The sequence below is a fragment of the Rhodococcus sp. D-46 genome, from assembly GCF_011290655.1.
GTDB classification, from domain to species: domain Bacteria; phylum Actinomycetota; class Actinomycetes; order Mycobacteriales; family Mycobacteriaceae; genus Rhodococcus_F; species Rhodococcus_F qingshengii.
Window position 1 is genome coordinate 231,873 of sequence record NZ_JAANTF010000008.1, and the last position, 16,048, is coordinate 247,920.

General features: G+C 62.3%; 16 protein-coding genes. 13 read left to right on the forward strand and 3 right to left on the reverse strand.

Annotation, left to right across the window (positions count from 1 at the left end; genetic code table 11):
* The first annotated feature begins 6 nt into the window (after window positions 1–6).
* The 7 genes from dnaJ to G9U53_RS21990 all read left to right on the forward strand — a co-directional run bounded on the left by dnaJ (window position 7) and on the right by G9U53_RS21990 (window position 7,866).
* Window positions 7–1,179 (forward strand): molecular chaperone DnaJ, encoded by a 1,173-nt coding sequence (gene dnaJ, locus G9U53_RS21960; RefSeq protein ID WP_003944329.1) that lies wholly within the window; start codon window positions 7–9, stop codon window positions 1,177–1,179.
* Window positions 1,179–1,586, forward strand: a complete 408-nt coding sequence (locus tag G9U53_RS21965; RefSeq protein ID WP_020906601.1) for a helix-turn-helix domain-containing protein — start codon at window positions 1,179–1,181, stop codon at window positions 1,584–1,586. Before dnaJ ends, G9U53_RS21965 begins: the two co-directional genes overlap by 1 nt.
* 332 nt (window positions 1,587–1,918) lie before the next feature.
* Window positions 1,919–3,133 carry an ABC transporter substrate-binding protein gene (locus G9U53_RS21970; protein WP_007726702.1) on the forward strand — a complete coding sequence of 405 codons (1,215 nt, stop codon included), beginning with the start codon at window positions 1,919–1,921 and terminating at the stop codon, window positions 3,131–3,133.
* Window positions 3,130–3,987: a branched-chain amino acid ABC transporter permease gene (locus G9U53_RS21975; RefSeq protein ID WP_007726703.1), complete on the forward strand. Its 858-nt coding sequence runs from the start codon at window positions 3,130–3,132 to the stop codon at window positions 3,985–3,987. The genes G9U53_RS21970 and G9U53_RS21975 overlap by 4 nt, the downstream gene beginning before the upstream one ends.
* Before the next feature lies 1 nt (window position 3,988).
* Window positions 3,989–5,839 carry a branched-chain amino acid ABC transporter ATP-binding protein/permease gene (locus G9U53_RS21980; protein WP_003944379.1) on the forward strand — a complete coding sequence of 617 codons (1,851 nt, stop codon included), beginning with the start codon at window positions 3,989–3,991 and terminating at the stop codon, window positions 5,837–5,839.
* Window positions 5,839–6,558 (forward strand): ABC transporter ATP-binding protein, encoded by a 720-nt coding sequence (locus G9U53_RS21985; protein ID WP_003944438.1) that lies wholly within the window; start codon window positions 5,839–5,841, stop codon window positions 6,556–6,558. Before G9U53_RS21980 ends, G9U53_RS21985 begins: the two co-directional genes overlap by 1 nt.
* Window positions 6,559–6,690: 132 nt before the next feature.
* On the forward strand, window positions 6,691–7,866 hold the full coding sequence (locus G9U53_RS21990; RefSeq protein WP_064074636.1) for an NADH:flavin oxidoreductase: 1,176 nt from the start codon (window positions 6,691–6,693) through the stop codon (window positions 7,864–7,866).
* A 91-nt stretch (window positions 7,867–7,957) separates the two neighbouring features.
* Here the strand turns inward: G9U53_RS21990 and G9U53_RS21995 are convergent, their stop codons facing one another.
* Complete coding sequence (locus G9U53_RS21995; protein WP_007726708.1) at window positions 7,958–8,419, reverse strand: hypothetical protein; 462 nt, start codon at window positions 8,417–8,419, stop codon at window positions 7,958–7,960.
* A 176-nt stretch (window positions 8,420–8,595) separates the two neighbouring features.
* Here G9U53_RS21995 and G9U53_RS22000 point away from each other — a divergent pair, with 176 nt between their 5' ends.
* Window positions 8,596–9,255: a response regulator transcription factor gene (locus tag G9U53_RS22000; RefSeq protein WP_007726710.1), complete on the forward strand. Its 660-nt coding sequence runs from the start codon at window positions 8,596–8,598 to the stop codon at window positions 9,253–9,255.
* A gap of 7 nt (window positions 9,256–9,262) precedes the next feature.
* Here the strand turns inward: G9U53_RS22000 and G9U53_RS22005 are convergent, their stop codons facing one another.
* The gene (locus tag G9U53_RS22005) at window positions 9,263–9,703 is read right to left on the reverse strand and encodes a hypothetical protein (RefSeq protein WP_165639197.1); all 441 of its coding nucleotides are present in this window, start codon (window positions 9,701–9,703) and stop codon (window positions 9,263–9,265) included.
* A 297-nt stretch (window positions 9,704–10,000) separates the two neighbouring features.
* On the opposite strand from G9U53_RS22005, the gene G9U53_RS22010 reads away from it, so the two are divergent.
* The 5 genes from G9U53_RS22010 (at window position 10,001) to G9U53_RS22030 (ending at window position 14,336) form a co-directional block, all read left to right on the forward strand.
* Window positions 10,001–11,626, forward strand: coding sequence for an NAD(P)/FAD-dependent oxidoreductase (locus G9U53_RS22010; protein WP_007726712.1), 1,626 nt, complete (start codon window positions 10,001–10,003; stop codon window positions 11,624–11,626).
* Window positions 11,623–12,420, forward strand: coding sequence for a mycofactocin-coupled SDR family oxidoreductase (locus tag G9U53_RS22015; protein WP_081557514.1), 798 nt, complete (start codon window positions 11,623–11,625; stop codon window positions 12,418–12,420). The genes G9U53_RS22010 and G9U53_RS22015 overlap by 4 nt, the downstream gene beginning before the upstream one ends.
* A 4-nt stretch (window positions 12,421–12,424) precedes the next feature.
* Window positions 12,425–13,255, forward strand: coding sequence for a mycofactocin-coupled SDR family oxidoreductase (locus tag G9U53_RS22020; RefSeq protein ID WP_165639198.1), 831 nt, complete (start codon window positions 12,425–12,427; stop codon window positions 13,253–13,255).
* Window positions 13,256–13,386: 131 nt separating this feature from the next.
* On the forward strand, window positions 13,387–13,689 hold the full coding sequence (locus tag G9U53_RS22025; RefSeq protein WP_042452216.1) for a hypothetical protein: 303 nt from the start codon (window positions 13,387–13,389) through the stop codon (window positions 13,687–13,689).
* A complete protein-coding gene (locus G9U53_RS22030) occupies window positions 13,686–14,336 on the forward strand; it encodes a hypothetical protein (RefSeq protein WP_003944437.1) in 651 nt (216 codons plus the stop codon). Before G9U53_RS22025 ends, G9U53_RS22030 begins: the two co-directional genes overlap by 4 nt.
* A gap of 21 nt (window positions 14,337–14,357) precedes the next feature.
* Here G9U53_RS22030 and G9U53_RS22035 read toward each other — a convergent pair whose 3' ends face one another.
* Window positions 14,358–15,791: an FAD-dependent oxidoreductase gene (locus G9U53_RS22035; protein ID WP_081557515.1), complete on the reverse strand. Its 1,434-nt coding sequence runs from the start codon at window positions 15,789–15,791 to the stop codon at window positions 14,358–14,360.
* Between the last annotated feature and the right edge of the window lie 257 nt (window positions 15,792–16,048).

The following is a 16,048-nucleotide window of genomic DNA, read 5'->3' on the forward strand; positions in this document are numbered from 1 at the left end:
CGCCCAGTGAGTCAACGGGAGTGGATCGAGAAGGACTTCTACAAGGAGCTGGGCGTCTCGTCCACCGCGACGGCCGACGAAATCAAGAAGGCGTATCGCAAGCTGGCTCGGGATCTTCATCCCGACGCCAACCCTGACGATGCGAAGGCCGAAGAGCGTTTCAAGTCCGTCAGTGAAGCTCATGCCGTTCTGTCTGACCCGGACAAGCGCAAGGAGTACGACGAGGCTCGGCGCCTCTTTGCCAGCGGCGGCTTCGGCCCCCGCGCGCAGGGCGGCGGCGGATTCAACCCCGGCGCTGGTGGTTTCGACATCAACGACCTGTTCGGCGGCGGGGCCGGTGGGCAGGACTCGGGTCTCGGAGACATCTTCGGCGGATTGTTCAACCGCGGGGGAGCGGGCCAGCGAACAGCTGCGCCCAACCGCCCGCGTCGAGGCAAGGATCTCGAGACCGAGACGACGCTCGCCTTTCGTGAAGCAGCGCTCGGTGTCACCGTCCCTCTTCGTCTGACCAGCCCTACGTCGTGCACCACGTGTCACGGCAGCGGCGCAAAGCCAGGCACCAGCCCGCGAGTGTGCCCACATTGCAACGGAACCGGCGTGGTCAGCCGGAACCAGGGCGCCTTCGGATTCAGTGAGCCGTGTGACGATTGCCGGGGAACCGGCTCGATCATCGACTCGCCGTGTGAAGACTGCCACGGTAGCGGAGTCACCAATCGCACACGGACCATCACGGTTCGCGTGCCTGCCGGTGTGAGCGACGGTCAGAAGATCAGACTCAAGGGCAAGGGCGAAGCGGGACTCCGCGGCGCTCCGGCCGGCGACCTGTTCGTCAACATCCGCGTCAAGCCGGACAGTGTCTTCGGACGCAACGGCGACGACCTGACACTGACGGTTCCGGTGAGCTACGGCGAGCTGGTGCTGGGAACGACACTGTCCGTGCCGACTTTGGAAGGCCGTGTCGGAGTGAAGGTTCCGGCTGGAACGGTGGACGGACGCATTCTGCGAGTTCGCGGACGCGGTATCCCCAAGCGGCCGGACGGTGCCGGTGACCTTCTGGTCACGGTCAAGGTATCCGTTCCGCAGAAGTTGGACGACCCGGCGATCGAAGCGCTGAAAACCTATCTCGAAGCCGAGAAGGCGAGCGGGTTCGATCCACGGGCCGGGTGGGCCGGTGCATGATGACAGAGCGACCGCAGAATCAATGGGATGCGACGGTCGATCCTGACGCTCAGATCTTCGTGATCTCGGTGGCAGCCGAGTTGGCCGGAATGCACGCGCAGACTTTGCGTAACTACGACCGACTCGGGTTGGTCACCCCGCATCGAACCACCGGTGGCGGACGACGCTACTCTCCGCGCGATGTTGCGCTTCTTCGTGAAGTACAACGGCTTTCGCAGGACGAGGGAGTCAACCTTGCCGGAATCAAACGAATCATCGAACTGACCAACCAGGTCGAGGCTCTGCAGCATCGCGTCCGCGAATTGGCCGAGGAGATCGCGAAAGTCCATGCGGGCTATCGCCGGGATCTCGTGCCGATTCCGCGCAACAACGCGTTGGTGGTCTGGAAGCCCCGCAACCAGCGATAGTCGGACCTTTACACAAACGGCTCCACGCCCTGTCGGATTCATTTCGTCGAATCCGCCAGGGCGTGGAGCCGTTTCGGCGTTTCCACCCAGCGGGAAGAGATCTGTCGACGCCGCCTCAATGTGCATAGCGTCCGCTTCCATGACTCCACTTTTCAGCGTTTGACGTTATCCAGATCACATTCTATGCTCCATCCCAAGCAACTGCTTGCTAGATCATCAAGCGGGTGCTTGGTTGGCTGGTGCTCGAAATCAGGCACGTCCACCGGCCGATCATTCTTTCGTCAGGTATTCGCCTGACGTTCGGTGCATACATGTGTTCTAGGAGTGCAGACATGAATCGTCGGCCCATTCTTGTTGCGGCAGTTGCCGTGACGGCTCTGGCTCTCGCAGGGTGCAGTGGTTCTTCGGAGTCCGACGGAGGTGCGGACTCGCCCTACCGTGTGCTGCTGACCGGCGGGATCAGTGCACAGGGAGTCCTCGCGGCTAATTCGCAGACCTCGCTGCTCGCCACCAAGGCGGGCGTTCAGGTCCAGAACGAAGCCGGGGGGATCGGTGGCCGTCAGATCGAGCTCACTACGGTGGACGACGCGGGTGACGCAACCATCGCCGTCACCAAGCTGCGCGAAGCCATCAATTCGGGGAACAAGCCTGACCTCTACCTGAACTCGGGTCCGTCGTCGATCGCGGCTGCGGTTCTGCCGATCCTCAAGCAGAACAACATTCTCTCGATGAGCATGGCTCCCTCGCCCGATTCGACGGACCCCTCGAAGTTCCCGCTCAACTTCGATCTGGCTCCGGGTGCGACCGATACCGCTCGCGGAATTTCCGAGTACGCGAAGTCCAAGGGTTACAGCAGCGTCGGAGTCTTGCACGGCAGTACCGCTTACGGTGAGCTGTTCGGCGAAGAAATGACCAGTGCTTTGCAATCCGCAGGTCTGAAGGCCGCCGGTAACGAGGAGTACGACGCCGCCGCTTTGGACATGACGGCGCAGTTGCAGTCGCTCAAGAATTCGGGTGCCGCGGCAATCGCCTTGGATGCGTACGGCGCTCCTCTCGGATACGTGTTGCAGAGCCTCGAGCGACTCGGCTGGGACGTGCCGCTGGTCGGAAACACCTCGGTGTCTGCCACCAACCTCATCGCCAATGATCCGCCCGCCGGCGTGCTCGGCACCCCGCAGGTGAAGAACCTGGTGACGCAGGTGTTCAGCAGCACGGTGTTCGATCCGAACAACGCACTCGTCAACACGATGGTGGACACGATGGCTTCGCTGGGCTCCATCCCGTCGACGCTGATCCTCGCAGACAACTACGACGCATTCCCCCTCGTCGCGGCGGCAGCGGAGAAGGTCGGCAGTTCGACCGATCCGAAGAAGCTCGCCGAAGCACTGGAAACCACTGAGGTCCAGGAGAATGCCAAGACCGCATTCCTCTCGCGCTACAACTTCAGCTCCGACAACCACGGCCCGAACCCGGACACCAGCGAGCTGAAGTTCATCAGCCCGACGAAGATCCTCAACGGTCAGTTCGGAAACCCGGCTGCGTCATGACCATTCTGTGGTCCGGGTTGGCGCTCGGCGCGGTTTACGTGCTGGTTGCCATCGGGTACAACATCGTTTTCGTTTCCTCCAACACTTTCAACTTCGCTCAAGCTCAGCTGATGATGGTGGGCACCTTTGTCGCCTACACGGGTCTGGTGACCCTGAAACTTCCCGTTCTCGTGGTGGCCGTCATGGCTACCGTGACCGTGATGCTCCTCGCCTCGGTCGAGGAGATCGTCGCGATCAGACCGGTGGCCGATCACCAGAACCAGTTGGTCACGACGTTGGGTGTCGCAACTCTGCTCAACGGCGCCACTCAATTGATCTGGGGTAGTGAACCTCTCACGGTTCCGTTCTTCGGATCGAACGAACCGATCACCCTGCTCGGCGGCCGTACCTACCCGGTCGAGATCGCTCTGCTGGTTGCGGCGATCGCACTGGTCGTCGGGTTGAGTTACGTCTCGAAGAAAACGATGACGGGTCTGGCTCTGATCGGCATCTCCGAGGATCGTGAAGCGGCGATGCTGCGAGGAGTCAACGTACGACGGTTGGCACTGGGAGCGTTTGCCTTCTCGGGTGCCTTGGCCGGTGTCCTCGGACTCTTCGTCGGCCCCAAGACGTTTGCAGTTGCGACGTTGGGTGCAGCGTTGGCCCTCAAGGGATTCGTGGCGTTGGCGATCGGCGGGTTCGGCTCTCTGCCTGGCGCTTTGATCGGCGGTCTGACCGTCGGCCTGGTGGAATCGTTCACCGCCCTGTGGGCGGGAAGTCAGTACAGCAATATCGCCGTCTTCACGGTGCTGATCGTCATCTTGATGGTCAAACCGGCTGGACTGTTCGGCAATGTCCGAGAACGGGTGGTGTGAGATGGTAAGTGCGTGGCGGACTTTCCGTTCCCTACCGAGCTGGATCATCCCACTCGTCCTGGCCGTGGTGATCCTGCTGCTGCCCGTGATGGGACTCGACCTGTCGACATCACGTCAGATTCAATTGGCCTGCATCCTGGCACTTGTGGTCAGTGGCCTGAACTTGAGCCTCGGCTTTGCCGGTGAACTGGCACTCGGCCAGGCAGCGATGTACGCGGCCGGTGCCTACACCGCGGGTCTGATGTCCCAGGCAGGTCACACCGACATTCTGCTTCAGCTTGCTGCCTCCGGAGCAGTGGCACTGGCGGTCGGAATCCTGACCGGTGTTCCCGGTCTGCGCCTGGGCAACTGGTCCCTGGCGATGACGTCGTTCTTCCTGGTTCTGCTGGTACCGGACGTACTGGCGATCTTCGGTGGCAAGACCGGCGGCCGAAACGGCCTCACCGGTATGGAGCCGCCGACGTTCTTCGGTTCCGAACTCGACACCCAGCAGTACTACATGGTGGTCGTCGTCGTGACCGTGCTCTGGTTCGCGGTGATGCGTAACCTGGTGGTCTCGCGGCACGGCATCGCGTTCCGCACGCTCAAGCAGTCGCCGGTTCTGGCGTCGTCGCAGGGTGTATCGGTGTTCCGGATGAAGCTGCTCGGTTATGCCATCGGTGCGTTCCCCGCCGGTCTGGCGGGTGCGCTGTTCGCCAACACCGACCTGTTCATCTCGCCGGAAGCCTTCGGGTTCACCTTTGCCACAGCAGTTCTGGCGGCGTCGATCCTCGGCGGTGCGGCAAGTGTGTACGGCGCCGTGGTCGGTGCCGCGATCATGCAGCTCGGTCCCAACCAGTCGACGGCGTTCCAGGAGTATTCGCTGATCTTCTACGGCGGCTTCCTGATCATCGGCGGTGTGCTTCTCTCCGGGGGTTTGACCAAGGTCGGGCGAGCGATCGTCTCGAAACTCGATCGCAAGGCCGGCCTGGGCGTAGTCACTGCAAAGGAAAACAGCGGTGGGACACCGGAACTGGCGCCGATCAACGGAGCACGGTTGGTGGTCGACGGAGTGTCCAAAGCGTTCGGTGGCAACCAGGCGCTCAATGCGGCAACCCTGACCGCAGAGGCCGGTAAGGTCACCGCGTTGATCGGGCCCAACGGTTCGGGTAAGACGACCATGCTCAACATGATCTGCGGCTTCTACACCGCAGATGCGGGCGTGATCACGATCGGTGACACGGTGGTCTCGCAGTCGTCGCCGCACAAGGTGGCGCGCGTGGGTGTGGCGCGCACGTTCCAAACTCCGACGATTCCGGAAAACATCACGGTTCTGGAAGCTGTTGCATCCGGACGTTATTCGGTGCACCGAGCGTCGATGGCGTCGGCTGTGCTTCGCCTGCCCAGCTTCCGCAGGATCGCGAAGGCCGACATCGTCGAGGCCGAGCGTGTCCTCGAACTCGTGGGGATGTCGCACTTGCGCAACGAGATCGCGACGTCGCTGCCCCTGGGGATGCGTCGCATGCTCGAGGTTGCTCGCGCCGTCATCGCCGAACCGAGGGTCGTCCTCTTCGACGAGGTGGCATCCGGACTCGACGAGGACGAACTCGAACGCCTGGCAGATCTGATCCGGGTACTGCGAGATGCCGGGGCGACAGTGGTGTTGGTGGAGCACAACTTCCGCCTCGTCCTCTCGCTGGCCGACGAGATAGTCGTGCTGGCGCAAGGGCAGGTGATCGCCACCGGCGATGCGGCAACCATCGAACATCACCCACGCGTCTTGAGCGAGTACCTCGGAGTCAAGTCCGGTGACGAAGAAGCACTTCTCGAAGAAATCGGCGCGGTAGACCATCAGACCAGTGAGGTGAAGTGATGGAACCGATTCTGAAGGTCCGAAACTTGCAGACCGGGTACGGCGATCTGCGCGTCGTCTGGGATGTCTCGTTCGACGTCTATCCCGGTCAGGTGACCGCCCTGCTCGGACGCAACGGCGCAGGCAAGACGAGCACGCTCCGTGCCCTGTCCGGCCTCAACAAGGTGGCCTCCGGAACCGTCGAGATGGACGGCGCCGACATCACCGGAGTCCCCGCGCACAAACGGGTACGACAGGGGATGGCGTACGTGCAGGAGGGCAAGCGGGTCTTCCACAAGCAGACCGTCGAGCAGAACCTCCTGCTGGGCGGGTACACCCGCAAGGCAAAGCGCGGCGAGCTTATGGAATCCGTCGAATCGATGTACGAGATGTTCCCGATCCTGGGGGAGAAGCGTTCGCTTCCCGCCGGTTCCATGTCGGGCGGTCAGCAGCAGATGCTCGCGATCGGCGCAGCGCTGATGGCGCAGCCTAGGTTGCTCCTTCTCGACGAACCTTCGGGCGGTCTCGCTCCCGTGATCGTCGGTGAGGTGATGGACCGCGTCCAACAACTCAAGGAAACCGGCCTGGCTGTTCTACTGGTCGAGCAGGCAGTCGAGGCCGCGATGAGCGTCGCCGATCATGTGACGGTCCTCGACATCGGCAAGGTGGTTCTCGACGCCGACGCCAAGGACATCGACGACCTGGCAGTGCTCAAGGATGCGTATTTCGGACGCGTCTGAACGGCAATGACGGCTTCAGCCCGGCCACCTCGGCCGGGCTGAAGCCGTTTCCCGCTCCGTGGCACGGGCCCTAGCCGGCTCGGGGCCATCGATCTACCGTCCTGCAAACAACTCCCGCGAGAGGCAAACTCGATGACCACTGCTCCCGACGTGCTCGCCCCGGCGAAGCTCGGCCCGGTGACCCTTCGAAATCGAATCATCAAGTCCGCGACATTCGAAGGCAAAACTCCCGACGCCCTGGTCACCGACGAGCTGATCGAGTTCCATCGTCGCCCAGCCGCCGGCGGAGTCGGGATGTCCACCGTCGCGTATTGCGCCGTCGCACCGGAAGGGCGCACCGAATACGGCCAGCTCTGGATGCGGCCCGATGCCCTCCCCGGGCTTCGGCGGCTCACCGATGCCATTCACGCCGAAGGTGCTGCTGCGTCGGCGCAGCTCGGCCATGCCGGTCCCGTGGCGAATCAGAAGTCGACCGGACTGCCCGCGCTGGCACCGTCGAGTTCGTTCAATCCGTTGAGCATGAGGATGATTCGCACTGCCACGACAGCGGACATCATCAGAATTGCGGCCGCGCACGGGAGCGCTGCGCGACTTGCCGTCGAGGCAGGATTCGACGCCGTCGAGATCCACTTCGGTCACAACTATTTCGCGAGCTCGTTCCTGAGCCCGAAACTCAACCGTCGTAAGGACTCCTACGGCGGATCGCTGGAGAACCGGGCTCGCGTCGTACTCGAAACTGCACGCAGTGTGCGCGATGCCGTCGGTGACAAGATCGCGATCTTGGCCAAGCTGAACATGGACGACGGTGTGCCAGGCGGATTCTGGGTGGACGAAGCAATCCAGGTGGCGCAGTGGCTCGAAGCATCCGGAAGCGTCGACGCGCTCGAGTTGACGATGGGCAGTTCACTGCTCAACCCGATGTACCTGTTCAAGGGCGATGCGCCGATCCGCGAGTTCGCCGCCGCGATGCCGCAACCTGTTCGACTCGGTGTGCAATTGGTGGGTAAGAGCATGTTGCATACCTATCCGTACAAGCCGTTGTTCATGCTGGAAGAGGCTCGGCAGATTCGTGCTGCGGTGAAGTTGCCGCTCGTGCTGCTCGGGGGTGTCACGGACAAAGCGGGCATGGATACCGCAATGGCGGAAGGGTTCGAGTTCGTCGCCATGGCACGGGCGCTGCTCAGAGAACCGGATCTGATCAATCGGATCGCGGCCGAATCCGATACCCAATCACTGTGCATCCACTGCAACAAGTGCATGCCCACGATCTTCAGTGGCGCCCGCTGCGTGTTGGTCGAACGCGTCTGAGCTGGTCAGCGCACACCACGTCCCGACATCCATGCGGATACCGGGTCGTGGGCCGTAGCGGATCAAGTTCGTGGTTGCATCAACGCTTGGTTCAGTTCTGCGTGAAGACGTCGTAGGAGGCGTTCATCGTGGGGTAGCCGGTGGCCATGTAGTCGGTGAGGATGACGTGCGTCGGGTCGCCGATGATGCGAGTCCCGTCGAGGGTGGGGTTGCCGACGTAGTTGTTGGCAGCCATGACCGTCTGGACGCCGTCGGCGACGTTGTAGGTGACGTCGACACCGATACCGCGGGGATCGCTGCTGTAGGCGGTGACGATCTCGGTGGTGTGCGGGGCCAGGTAGGAGCGCGGGCCGTTGATCCACTGTCCGTAGGGGTTGGACGCGCTGTCCAGCAGCATCGGGTTGTCGGTGTTGTTGGTGATGGTCATGGCAACCGTCGGGCCGTCGGTGGGCATGGTGCCGGCGTTGGCGATCGCTGCGGTTCCCAGTGCGGTTCCGCCGACAGCGAGGGCGATTGCGGTGACTGCTACGAAGCGAGTGGTGTTGGTACGCATGATGTCTGCTCCTGGGATGGTGTGTGGTTGCCGTTCTCGGCGATGAATCAATCTTGTCGCGAATGAGTGCTGCAGTATGTCCGCCGACGGGGCCGTGGCGGGGTTGAATCTCTTGTCCCCCGATCGGGGGAGGCGTAAGTGCTCGCATTGCTGGTACGGGCGTGAGAAAGTGAGCAATGCGCGAAGGCACGAAGCCGCTGGCCGGCAAGGTTTCCGTGGTGGTCGGCGACGATCACCCACTGTTCCGTGAGGGCGTGGTTCGGGCTCTGACCGGCAGTGACAGCATCGACGTCCTGGGCGAGGCCGACGACGGCGCAGCAGCGCTCGCAATGATCCGCGAACTACGCCCGCAGGTCGCGCTGCTCGACTTCCGGATGCCGCACCTGGATGGAACTCAGGTCGCCGCCGCAGTCGTTCGAGACGAGCTTCCGACGCGTGTGCTTCTGCTCAGCGCTCACGACGAATCGTCTGTCGTGTACCAGGCCCTGCAAGCCGGTGCTGCCGGATTCCTGCCGAAGGAATCCACTCGCGCCGAGATCGTGAGCGCCGTGCTCGACTGTGCTGCGGGACGAGATGTGTTGCCGCCCAGTATCGCCGCCGGATTGGTAGGAGAGGTTCGGCGTCGTAGTGAACCCTCCGGTCCGACGCTCAGCGCCCGCGAACGTGAGGTTCTCGGATTGATCGCGCAGGGCGCCAGCATCCCGGCCATTGCCTCACAACTCTTTCTTGCGCCCTCCACCGTCAAAACCCACGTGCAGCGCCTCTACGAGAAACTCGGAGTCAACGATCGAGGCGCGGCCGTCGCCGCTGCAATGCGGCAGGGATTGTTGGAGTGAGCAAGCGTCACCGAAGCACGTACGTGACGTTCATGGCCGGGTAACCCGAGGTCATCGTCACCGTGACGTCGTGGCTGTCGGGGGCGTGCGTACCGCCGGCATCCGCCCTGGTCTTCGAGTTGGTGGCACTGAAGACAAACACTCCACCGTCGTCGGAGCGGTACGTGAGCACGATGGGGAAGTCGTTCTGGTTCTTGCTCGTGGCCACAACGTTCACGTTCATGTTGGGGAGGATGTAGTCCGCCGGCGGGACGACCCAGTCGCCGTTCGGATTGGACGCGTGGACCAGATACAGGGCCCCGCGACCCGAATTGCTGATCATCGCCGTCGTGACGGATGTGTCGGTCATCGACTTCACCGTGTTCGCACCGGCGGAGCGGGCAACCAGAGCTGCCATGCTGAGGCCGGAGAAGGAAAGTGCTTCAGGTCGAATTGTCTTGGTGCTCATCATGTTCTCCTCGATTTGTCGGTCTCGGTGACCGTGTGTTTCTGTGATGAGACAACTATGGCCCCGAAATCCCTTCGGGTCTGTCCACCTACGGGTCCGAGTGCTGGACGACATCGCTGTCCCCCGATCGGTGGACACAGCGCTCTCCGCCCACCCAGTGTCATGGGGTGGAGGCTCCGCCCACCCAGTGTCATGGGGTGGAGGCTTCGCCCACCCAGCGTCATGGGGTGGAGGCTCCGCCCACCCAGCGGGAGAACCTGTTCCTCTACCATTCAACCCACTCGTAGCGTGGCCACCATGACCGATCCTGACTTCTCCACCGCACCACTCGACGTCGTAGTCATCGGCGCCGGCGTCGCCGGCATGTACGCCATGCACCGACTTCGCGAGCAGGGACTGCGTGTCCACGGCTTCGAGGCGGGCTCCGGAGTGGGCGGCACGTGGTACTTCAACCGCTACCCGGGCGCACGCTGCGATGTCGAGAGTTTCGACTACTCCTACTCGTTCTCCGAAGAGTTGCAACAGGATTGGGACTGGAGCGAGAAGTACGCCGCGCAACCGGAGATCCTGTCCTACCTCGATCACGTCGCCGATCGCTTCGACCTACGCAGTGGGTTCACTTTCGATACCCGTGTCCTGAGCGCACAGTTCGACGAGGACTCGTCGACGTGGCGAGTGCACACCGACGGTGGTCATGACGTCACCTCGCGGTTCGTGGTGTGCGCCACGGGCAGCCTCTCGACCGCGAACGTTCCGAACATTGCAGGTCGCGAGACTTTCGGCGGTGAGGTCTTCCACACCGGCTTCTGGCCGCACGAGGGCGTCGATTTCACCGGCAAGCGAGTGGGAGTGATCGGCACCGGATCGTCGGGCATCCAGTCCGTTCCGTTGATCGCCGAGCAGGCCGATCACCTCTTCGTGTTCCAGCGGTCCGCGAATTACAGTGTGCCGGCGGGAAACACGCCTCTCGATGACAAACGACGCGCAGAGATCAAGGCCGACTACGCCGAGCGTCGAGCGCTGTCCAAGCGCAGTGGCGGTGGATCTCCGTTCGTTTCGGATCCTCGCAGCGCGCTCGAGGTATCCGAGGCCGAGAGAAACGCGGCCTACGAAGAGCGGTGGAAGCTCGGCGGTGTCCTGTTCGCCAAAACCTTCGCCGACCAGACCAGCAACATCGACGCCAACGCGACGGCGGCCGCATTTGCCGAGGCCAAGATCAGATCGGTGGTCGAAGATCAGGCCATCGCCGACCTGCTGATCCCGAACGACCACCCCATCGGGACCAAGCGGATCGTGACGGACACCGACTACTACCAGAGCTACAACCGTGACAACGTGAGCCTGGTCGATCTCAAGAGCGCACCGATCGAGGCAATCGACGAGGCCGGGATCAAGACGACCGACTCGCACTACGAACTCGACGCATTGGTGTTCGCCACCGGCTTCGATGCGATGACCGGGGCACTCGATCGCATCGAGATCCGTGGCCGCAACGGCGAGACCTTGCGAGAGAACTGGCATGCGGGTCCGAGAACCTATCTTGGTTTGGGAGTTCACGGCTTCCCGAACCTGTTCATCGTCACCGGGCCGGGCAGCCCGAGTGTGCTGTCCAACATGATTCTCGCTGCCGAACAGCACGTCGACTGGATCGCCGACGCGATCAACCACCTCGATTCGGCGGGCATCGACACCATCGAGCCGAGTGCCGAAGCCGTGGACAACTGGCTCGAGGAGTGCTCACGCCGGGCGTCGGCAACATTGTTCCCATCCGCGAACTCCTGGTACATGGGAGCCAACATCCCGGGAAAGCCGAGGATATTCATGCCCTTCATCGGAGGCTTCGGTGTCTACTCCGACATCTGTGCAGACGTGGCAGCAGCGGGATACCGAGGCTTCGAGCTGAACAGCGCGGTGCACGCATGAGCCGGCTGGAGGGCAAGCGGGTACTCGTGACGGGTGCGGCCGGCGGAATGGGACGCTCACACTGTGAGCGGCTCGCCGAGGAAGGCGCGTCCGTGATCGCGTTGGATGTCGAACAGGCACAATCGGGGTTGGCGGAAACCGCTCAGGCAGTGCGTGATCGAGGCGGTATCGCGGTCACCGGTGTGGCGGATATTCGGGACTTCGACGGTCTGGCCGCCGTCGTGGCCGAGTGCGTTACCGAACTCGGCGGGTTGGACGTCGTGGTCGCGAATGCAGGCGTCTACGACACGCCGGGACCGTCGTGGACCATCGATCCTGCAGTGTGGAACCGCTCGCTGGACGTCAATCTGACCGGGGCGTGGCACACCGTCAAGGCCTGCGCTCCGCACTTCGGCGACGGTGGATCCGTCGTTCTGGTCAGCTCGACAGCGGGAATCAAAGGTATTGCCGGAGCAAGTCATTACAGCGCAGCCAAGCATGCCGTGGTGGGCCTGGCCAGAACGCTGGCCAACGAGTTGGGGGCGCAGAGTATCCGCGTCAACTCCGTGCATCCGGGTTCGGTACGTACCCCGATGATCATCAACGAGCGAGTGTTCGCGAACCTGTGCCCGGACATCGAGAATCCCACCGAAGGAGACGCTGCTGCAGTGCTCAGCGCTCGCAACTTGCTGCCCGTTCCCTGGGTCGATCCGGTGGACGTCAGTAATGCGGTCCTGTTTCTCGCATCCGCGGAGTCCCGCTACATGACCGGCTGTCAGTTGATTGTCGACGCCGGCCTGACCCAGAAAGTGTGAATTGATGACTTCTCGATTGGAAGGCAAGATCGCGCTGATCACGGGTGCGGCACGAGGAATCGGGCGGGCTCAGGCCGTGCGTTTTGCCGAAGAGGGCGCGGACATCATCGCGGTCGACGTGTGCACTTCGGTGGAAACCACAGTCACGCCGCCCGCGACGGAGGCCGATCTCGATGAGACAGTGGCGCAGATCCGGGCGCTGGGGCGAAAGGTCGAATCTGCGGTAGTGGACGTTCGGGATCTCGAGGCACTACGCAGTGCCGTGGACTCGGCCGTCGGAACGCTCGGTGGTCTCGACATCGTCTGCGCTACAGCTGGTATCACGTCCTCCGACGGGGCCCTGACCATGTCGGAAACGATGTGGCAGACCATGCTGGACGTCAATCTGACCGGCGTGTGGCACACCACGACCGTCGCGGCTCCGCACTTGATCGCGCGGGGCGGGGGATCGATGACACTCACAAGCTCCATCGCCGGACTTCGGGGGCTGGTCGGAGTCGCGCACTACACCGCAGCCAAGCATGGAGTCGTTGGTCTGATGCGTTCGCTGGCAAAGGAACTGGCTCCGCACAACGTACGCGTCAATACGGTCCATCCCACCAACGTCGACACCCTCATGATTCAAAACCCGTTGGTGCGCGGCAAGTTCCGCACCGATCTCGAGAACCCGACGCGCGAAGAATTTGCTGCCGCAGCGATGACGATGAACATGCTCGCCATTCCGTGGATCGAACCGGTGGACGTAGCGAACGCTGCTCTGTTCCTGTCTTCCGACGAGGCTCGCTACATCACGTCGGTCGCCCTGCCGGTGGATGCAGGAAGTTCGTCCCGCTGAGGTTTCGAACAGCTGAAATCTTGAACAGCTGAAATCTTGAACAGCTGAAATCTTGAACAGCTGAGGTTTTGACACGCTGAGTTCCGCCACGGTGTGTAGCGTCGGTTTCACCTAACCGAAAGGCGTACACCGTGGCGGAACGGCGCTATCTGGAAGTCACCGTCGGGATCAACATCGTGATGGTCCTCGACCACCGCACGGTGGAGGTCTTCGACCGCACCGCCGCGAGCACGAGCGAAGTGGCTCGTTGGCATGTCGAACACATTGCGGTGAAGGCGAAACCGTCGAAGTCGGGACTGAAACTCACCATCGGGAACAGGCTCGCCGACGACTCGATCGCGGTAGCGGGTCCACGGGCATCGCTGACTGTTCCGCCGGAGAACGAGGCAGCCGTCATCGCGTTCTTCGACGAGGTCAAGGCTGCTCGGGTGTGAATCGGCAGAAGACCTTCGGCGCGGATGATTCGGGTTCTCTAGTCGAGCACGTCGTGCGCTGCCACGAAGATCGGGCCGGACGCACTTTTGTCGGGATCTCGGGAATCGAGGCTTCCGGAAAATCGACGATCGCGGACGAGTTGGCTGCCGGTATCTCGAAGTCGGGCCATGACTTCATCATGATCCATGGGGACGAGTTCTCGACTGCGAAAGCGGTACGGAACAAAGATCCTGACACGGTGCGTGGGTATCTCGAGGATGCGTACGACTATTCGAACCTGAGTAGCCGTGTGATGGTGCCGCTACGGTTGGCCGAAGTTACCGAAATTTCCTACGTCTCGACTGATCCGGAGACAGACGAATCTGTGGTGTCGAAGCCACGAGTCCCGGATCGCGCCATTGTGATCGTCGAGGGAGTGCTGCTTTTTCGCGGACTGATGCGAGATCAGTTCGACCTACGAATCTGGGTTGAAGCAAGCTTCGACGAGTCCTTGCGGCGTGCGAAGGGACGTCCGCGCGATGTGAGCTATTACGGGACGGCCGAGGCGATAGCGTCCCGGTACGAATCCCGGTTTCATCCGGCGCAGAGGATTCATCTGCGTGACGATCGACCACAACTGACCAGCCACGTAATCGTGCGTGGCTAGTCAGTCGAAAGGCCGGCGATATCAAGCTTTACGCGCGGCGGCATGGGCCCCGGCGACACGGCCGAATGCGAAGGCGTCGGCAATGTGGAATCCGCCGTCCTTCGCCGCGCTGTAGGTGGAACTGACCGCGCCCGCGGCGTAGAGGCCAGGAATTGGATTGCGGGCAGTATCGAGTACGCGGGAATGACCGTCGCGGCGCGGCCCACCGCTACTCCATCCCAGCAGTGGCGACCCGGAGACGGCGTAGAACGGAGCGGTAGCCACCGGGGCCAAAGTTTCGGGATTGCGGCCGAACGAATGGTCGATGCCGTCCGCGCACGCCTCGTTGTAGCGTCGCACGCTCGTTTCCACGACTGTTGGGTCCAGTCCGAGTTTCTCGGCGAGTTCGGCGAGCGTGTCCGCCTTGAGGATCCATCCCTTGTCGATCTCGGCTTGATTGTCCGAGCTCCACTCGTACCCTTCGTCGAGAACCCTGTGGCCGACGGGCAGTGCGTCGCGGCCGGGGCTCAGCTGTCCGGCCAACCTCATCGTCTCGTCGAAGACGACGTTCATCGGTTGCACCGGAAAGTGTTGGTAGGAACCCTCTCTGAACACATGACCATGCCGCATTTCGGCTGACTCGTCGGTGAAGCGTCTACCTTCCCGGCTGAGGAACACATAGTTGTGCGCGTTCCACAGTGCGAGGAAGAATCCAGTCGGATTTTCGAGGTCGCCGGGAATTCCCGTAATGGTCATCATGTTGTTCATGTGCCACAGATCGGCGCCCACGGCCTGTGCCATGCGGTGACCGTCGCCGGTTGCCGATGGTGAGCCCCAGATCTTCGGATTCTCCAGACGCAAGTAGTCGCGCACCATCGTCGGATTTGCTTCGAATCCTCCGGTGGCAAGGATGACGCCCCGGCGTGCCTGGATCTGCGAAGTCTTTTCACCCGAACGGATCTCGACTCCGGTCACCGCTCCGGATTCATCCGTCAGCAGTCCGGTGGCTTCGGTGTCGAATAGTGTTGTGACGCCGCGTTCAGCGAGAGCGGAGACGAGGAACCGGTAGAGAAGTTCATTGCCCATCTTCCCTTCGACGGTGTCCATCCCTGCGTAACAAGAACTTCCGTCAAGTTCGGCGAACTCTGCCGTGGAATGGAAATCGCCGGTCATCGCTACAGTTGCACCCAGACTGCGGATCCAGTCGGACAGTCCGTGAGTGTTCTCGGCCCAGGCATCGATGACGTCCTCGGCAACGGGGAACTCCCCGTTCAACGAACGCAGGAAGGTTCGGGCGGCAGCGGGGTCCTGGTTGACGAACCATCCACTGCCGGACAGTCGAGTGTTGCCGCCCGCGGAATCAGGTCCGCTCTTTTCCAGAATCACGACCGATGCGCCGTCGGCGTGCGCTTGGAGCGCTGCGGCCGATCCGGCAGCTCCCGATCCGATGACGAGTACGTCGACAATGTTATCCATGTCACAGAAGGTATTGCGGAATGGTGGTGCGGCGAACCCACCTTCCCGATGAGCGAGAAAGCCAGTGGTCGACGCCGCAGAGACGTCGCCCCGGGGGCCAGGCGAGGTAGCGGTTCAGTGCGTCAGGGGTGGCGCCAAAAGTGCGATATCGCGCTGTGACGTTTTCGAGACCCTAGCGTTATAGATGTGGTTGTGTCGGCGAAACCTGCCGGTGGCAGAGTTCGTCTGGAACGCAGTGACCGACACGGTTGGTTATC

Bases quoted from the DNA above. Each gene is read 5' to 3' on its own strand.
- G9U53_RS21965 (WP_020906601.1), top strand. From the start codon at position 1,179: ATGACAGAGCGACCGCAGAATCAATGGGATGCGACGGTCGATCCTGAC.
- G9U53_RS21970 (WP_007726702.1), top strand. From the start codon at position 1,919: ATGAATCGTCGGCCCATTCTTGTTGCGGCAGTTGCCGTGACGGCTCTG.
- G9U53_RS21975 (WP_007726703.1), top strand. From the start codon at position 3,130: ATGACCATTCTGTGGTCCGGGTTGGCGCTCGGCGCGGTTTACGTGCTG.
- G9U53_RS21980 (WP_003944379.1), top strand. From the start codon at position 3,989: ATGGTAAGTGCGTGGCGGACTTTCCGTTCCCTACCGAGCTGGATCATC.
- G9U53_RS21985 (WP_003944438.1), top strand. From the start codon at position 5,839: ATGGAACCGATTCTGAAGGTCCGAAACTTGCAGACCGGGTACGGCGAT.
- G9U53_RS21990 (WP_064074636.1), top strand. From the start codon at position 6,691: ATGACCACTGCTCCCGACGTGCTCGCCCCGGCGAAGCTCGGCCCGGTG.
- G9U53_RS21995 (WP_007726708.1), bottom strand. From the start codon at position 8,419: ATGCGTACCAACACCACTCGCTTCGTAGCAGTCACCGCAATCGCCCTC.
- G9U53_RS22000 (WP_007726710.1), top strand. From the start codon at position 8,596: ATGCGCGAAGGCACGAAGCCGCTGGCCGGCAAGGTTTCCGTGGTGGTC.
- G9U53_RS22005 (WP_165639197.1), bottom strand. From the start codon at position 9,703: ATGAGCACCAAGACAATTCGACCTGAAGCACTTTCCTTCTCCGGCCTC.
- G9U53_RS22010 (WP_007726712.1), top strand. From the start codon at position 10,001: ATGACCGATCCTGACTTCTCCACCGCACCACTCGACGTCGTAGTCATC.
- G9U53_RS22015 (WP_081557514.1), top strand. From the start codon at position 11,623: ATGAGCCGGCTGGAGGGCAAGCGGGTACTCGTGACGGGTGCGGCCGGC.
- G9U53_RS22020 (WP_165639198.1), top strand. From the start codon at position 12,425: ATGACTTCTCGATTGGAAGGCAAGATCGCGCTGATCACGGGTGCGGCA.
- G9U53_RS22035 (WP_081557515.1), bottom strand. From the start codon at position 15,791: ATGGATAACATTGTCGACGTACTCGTCATCGGATCGGGAGCTGCCGGA.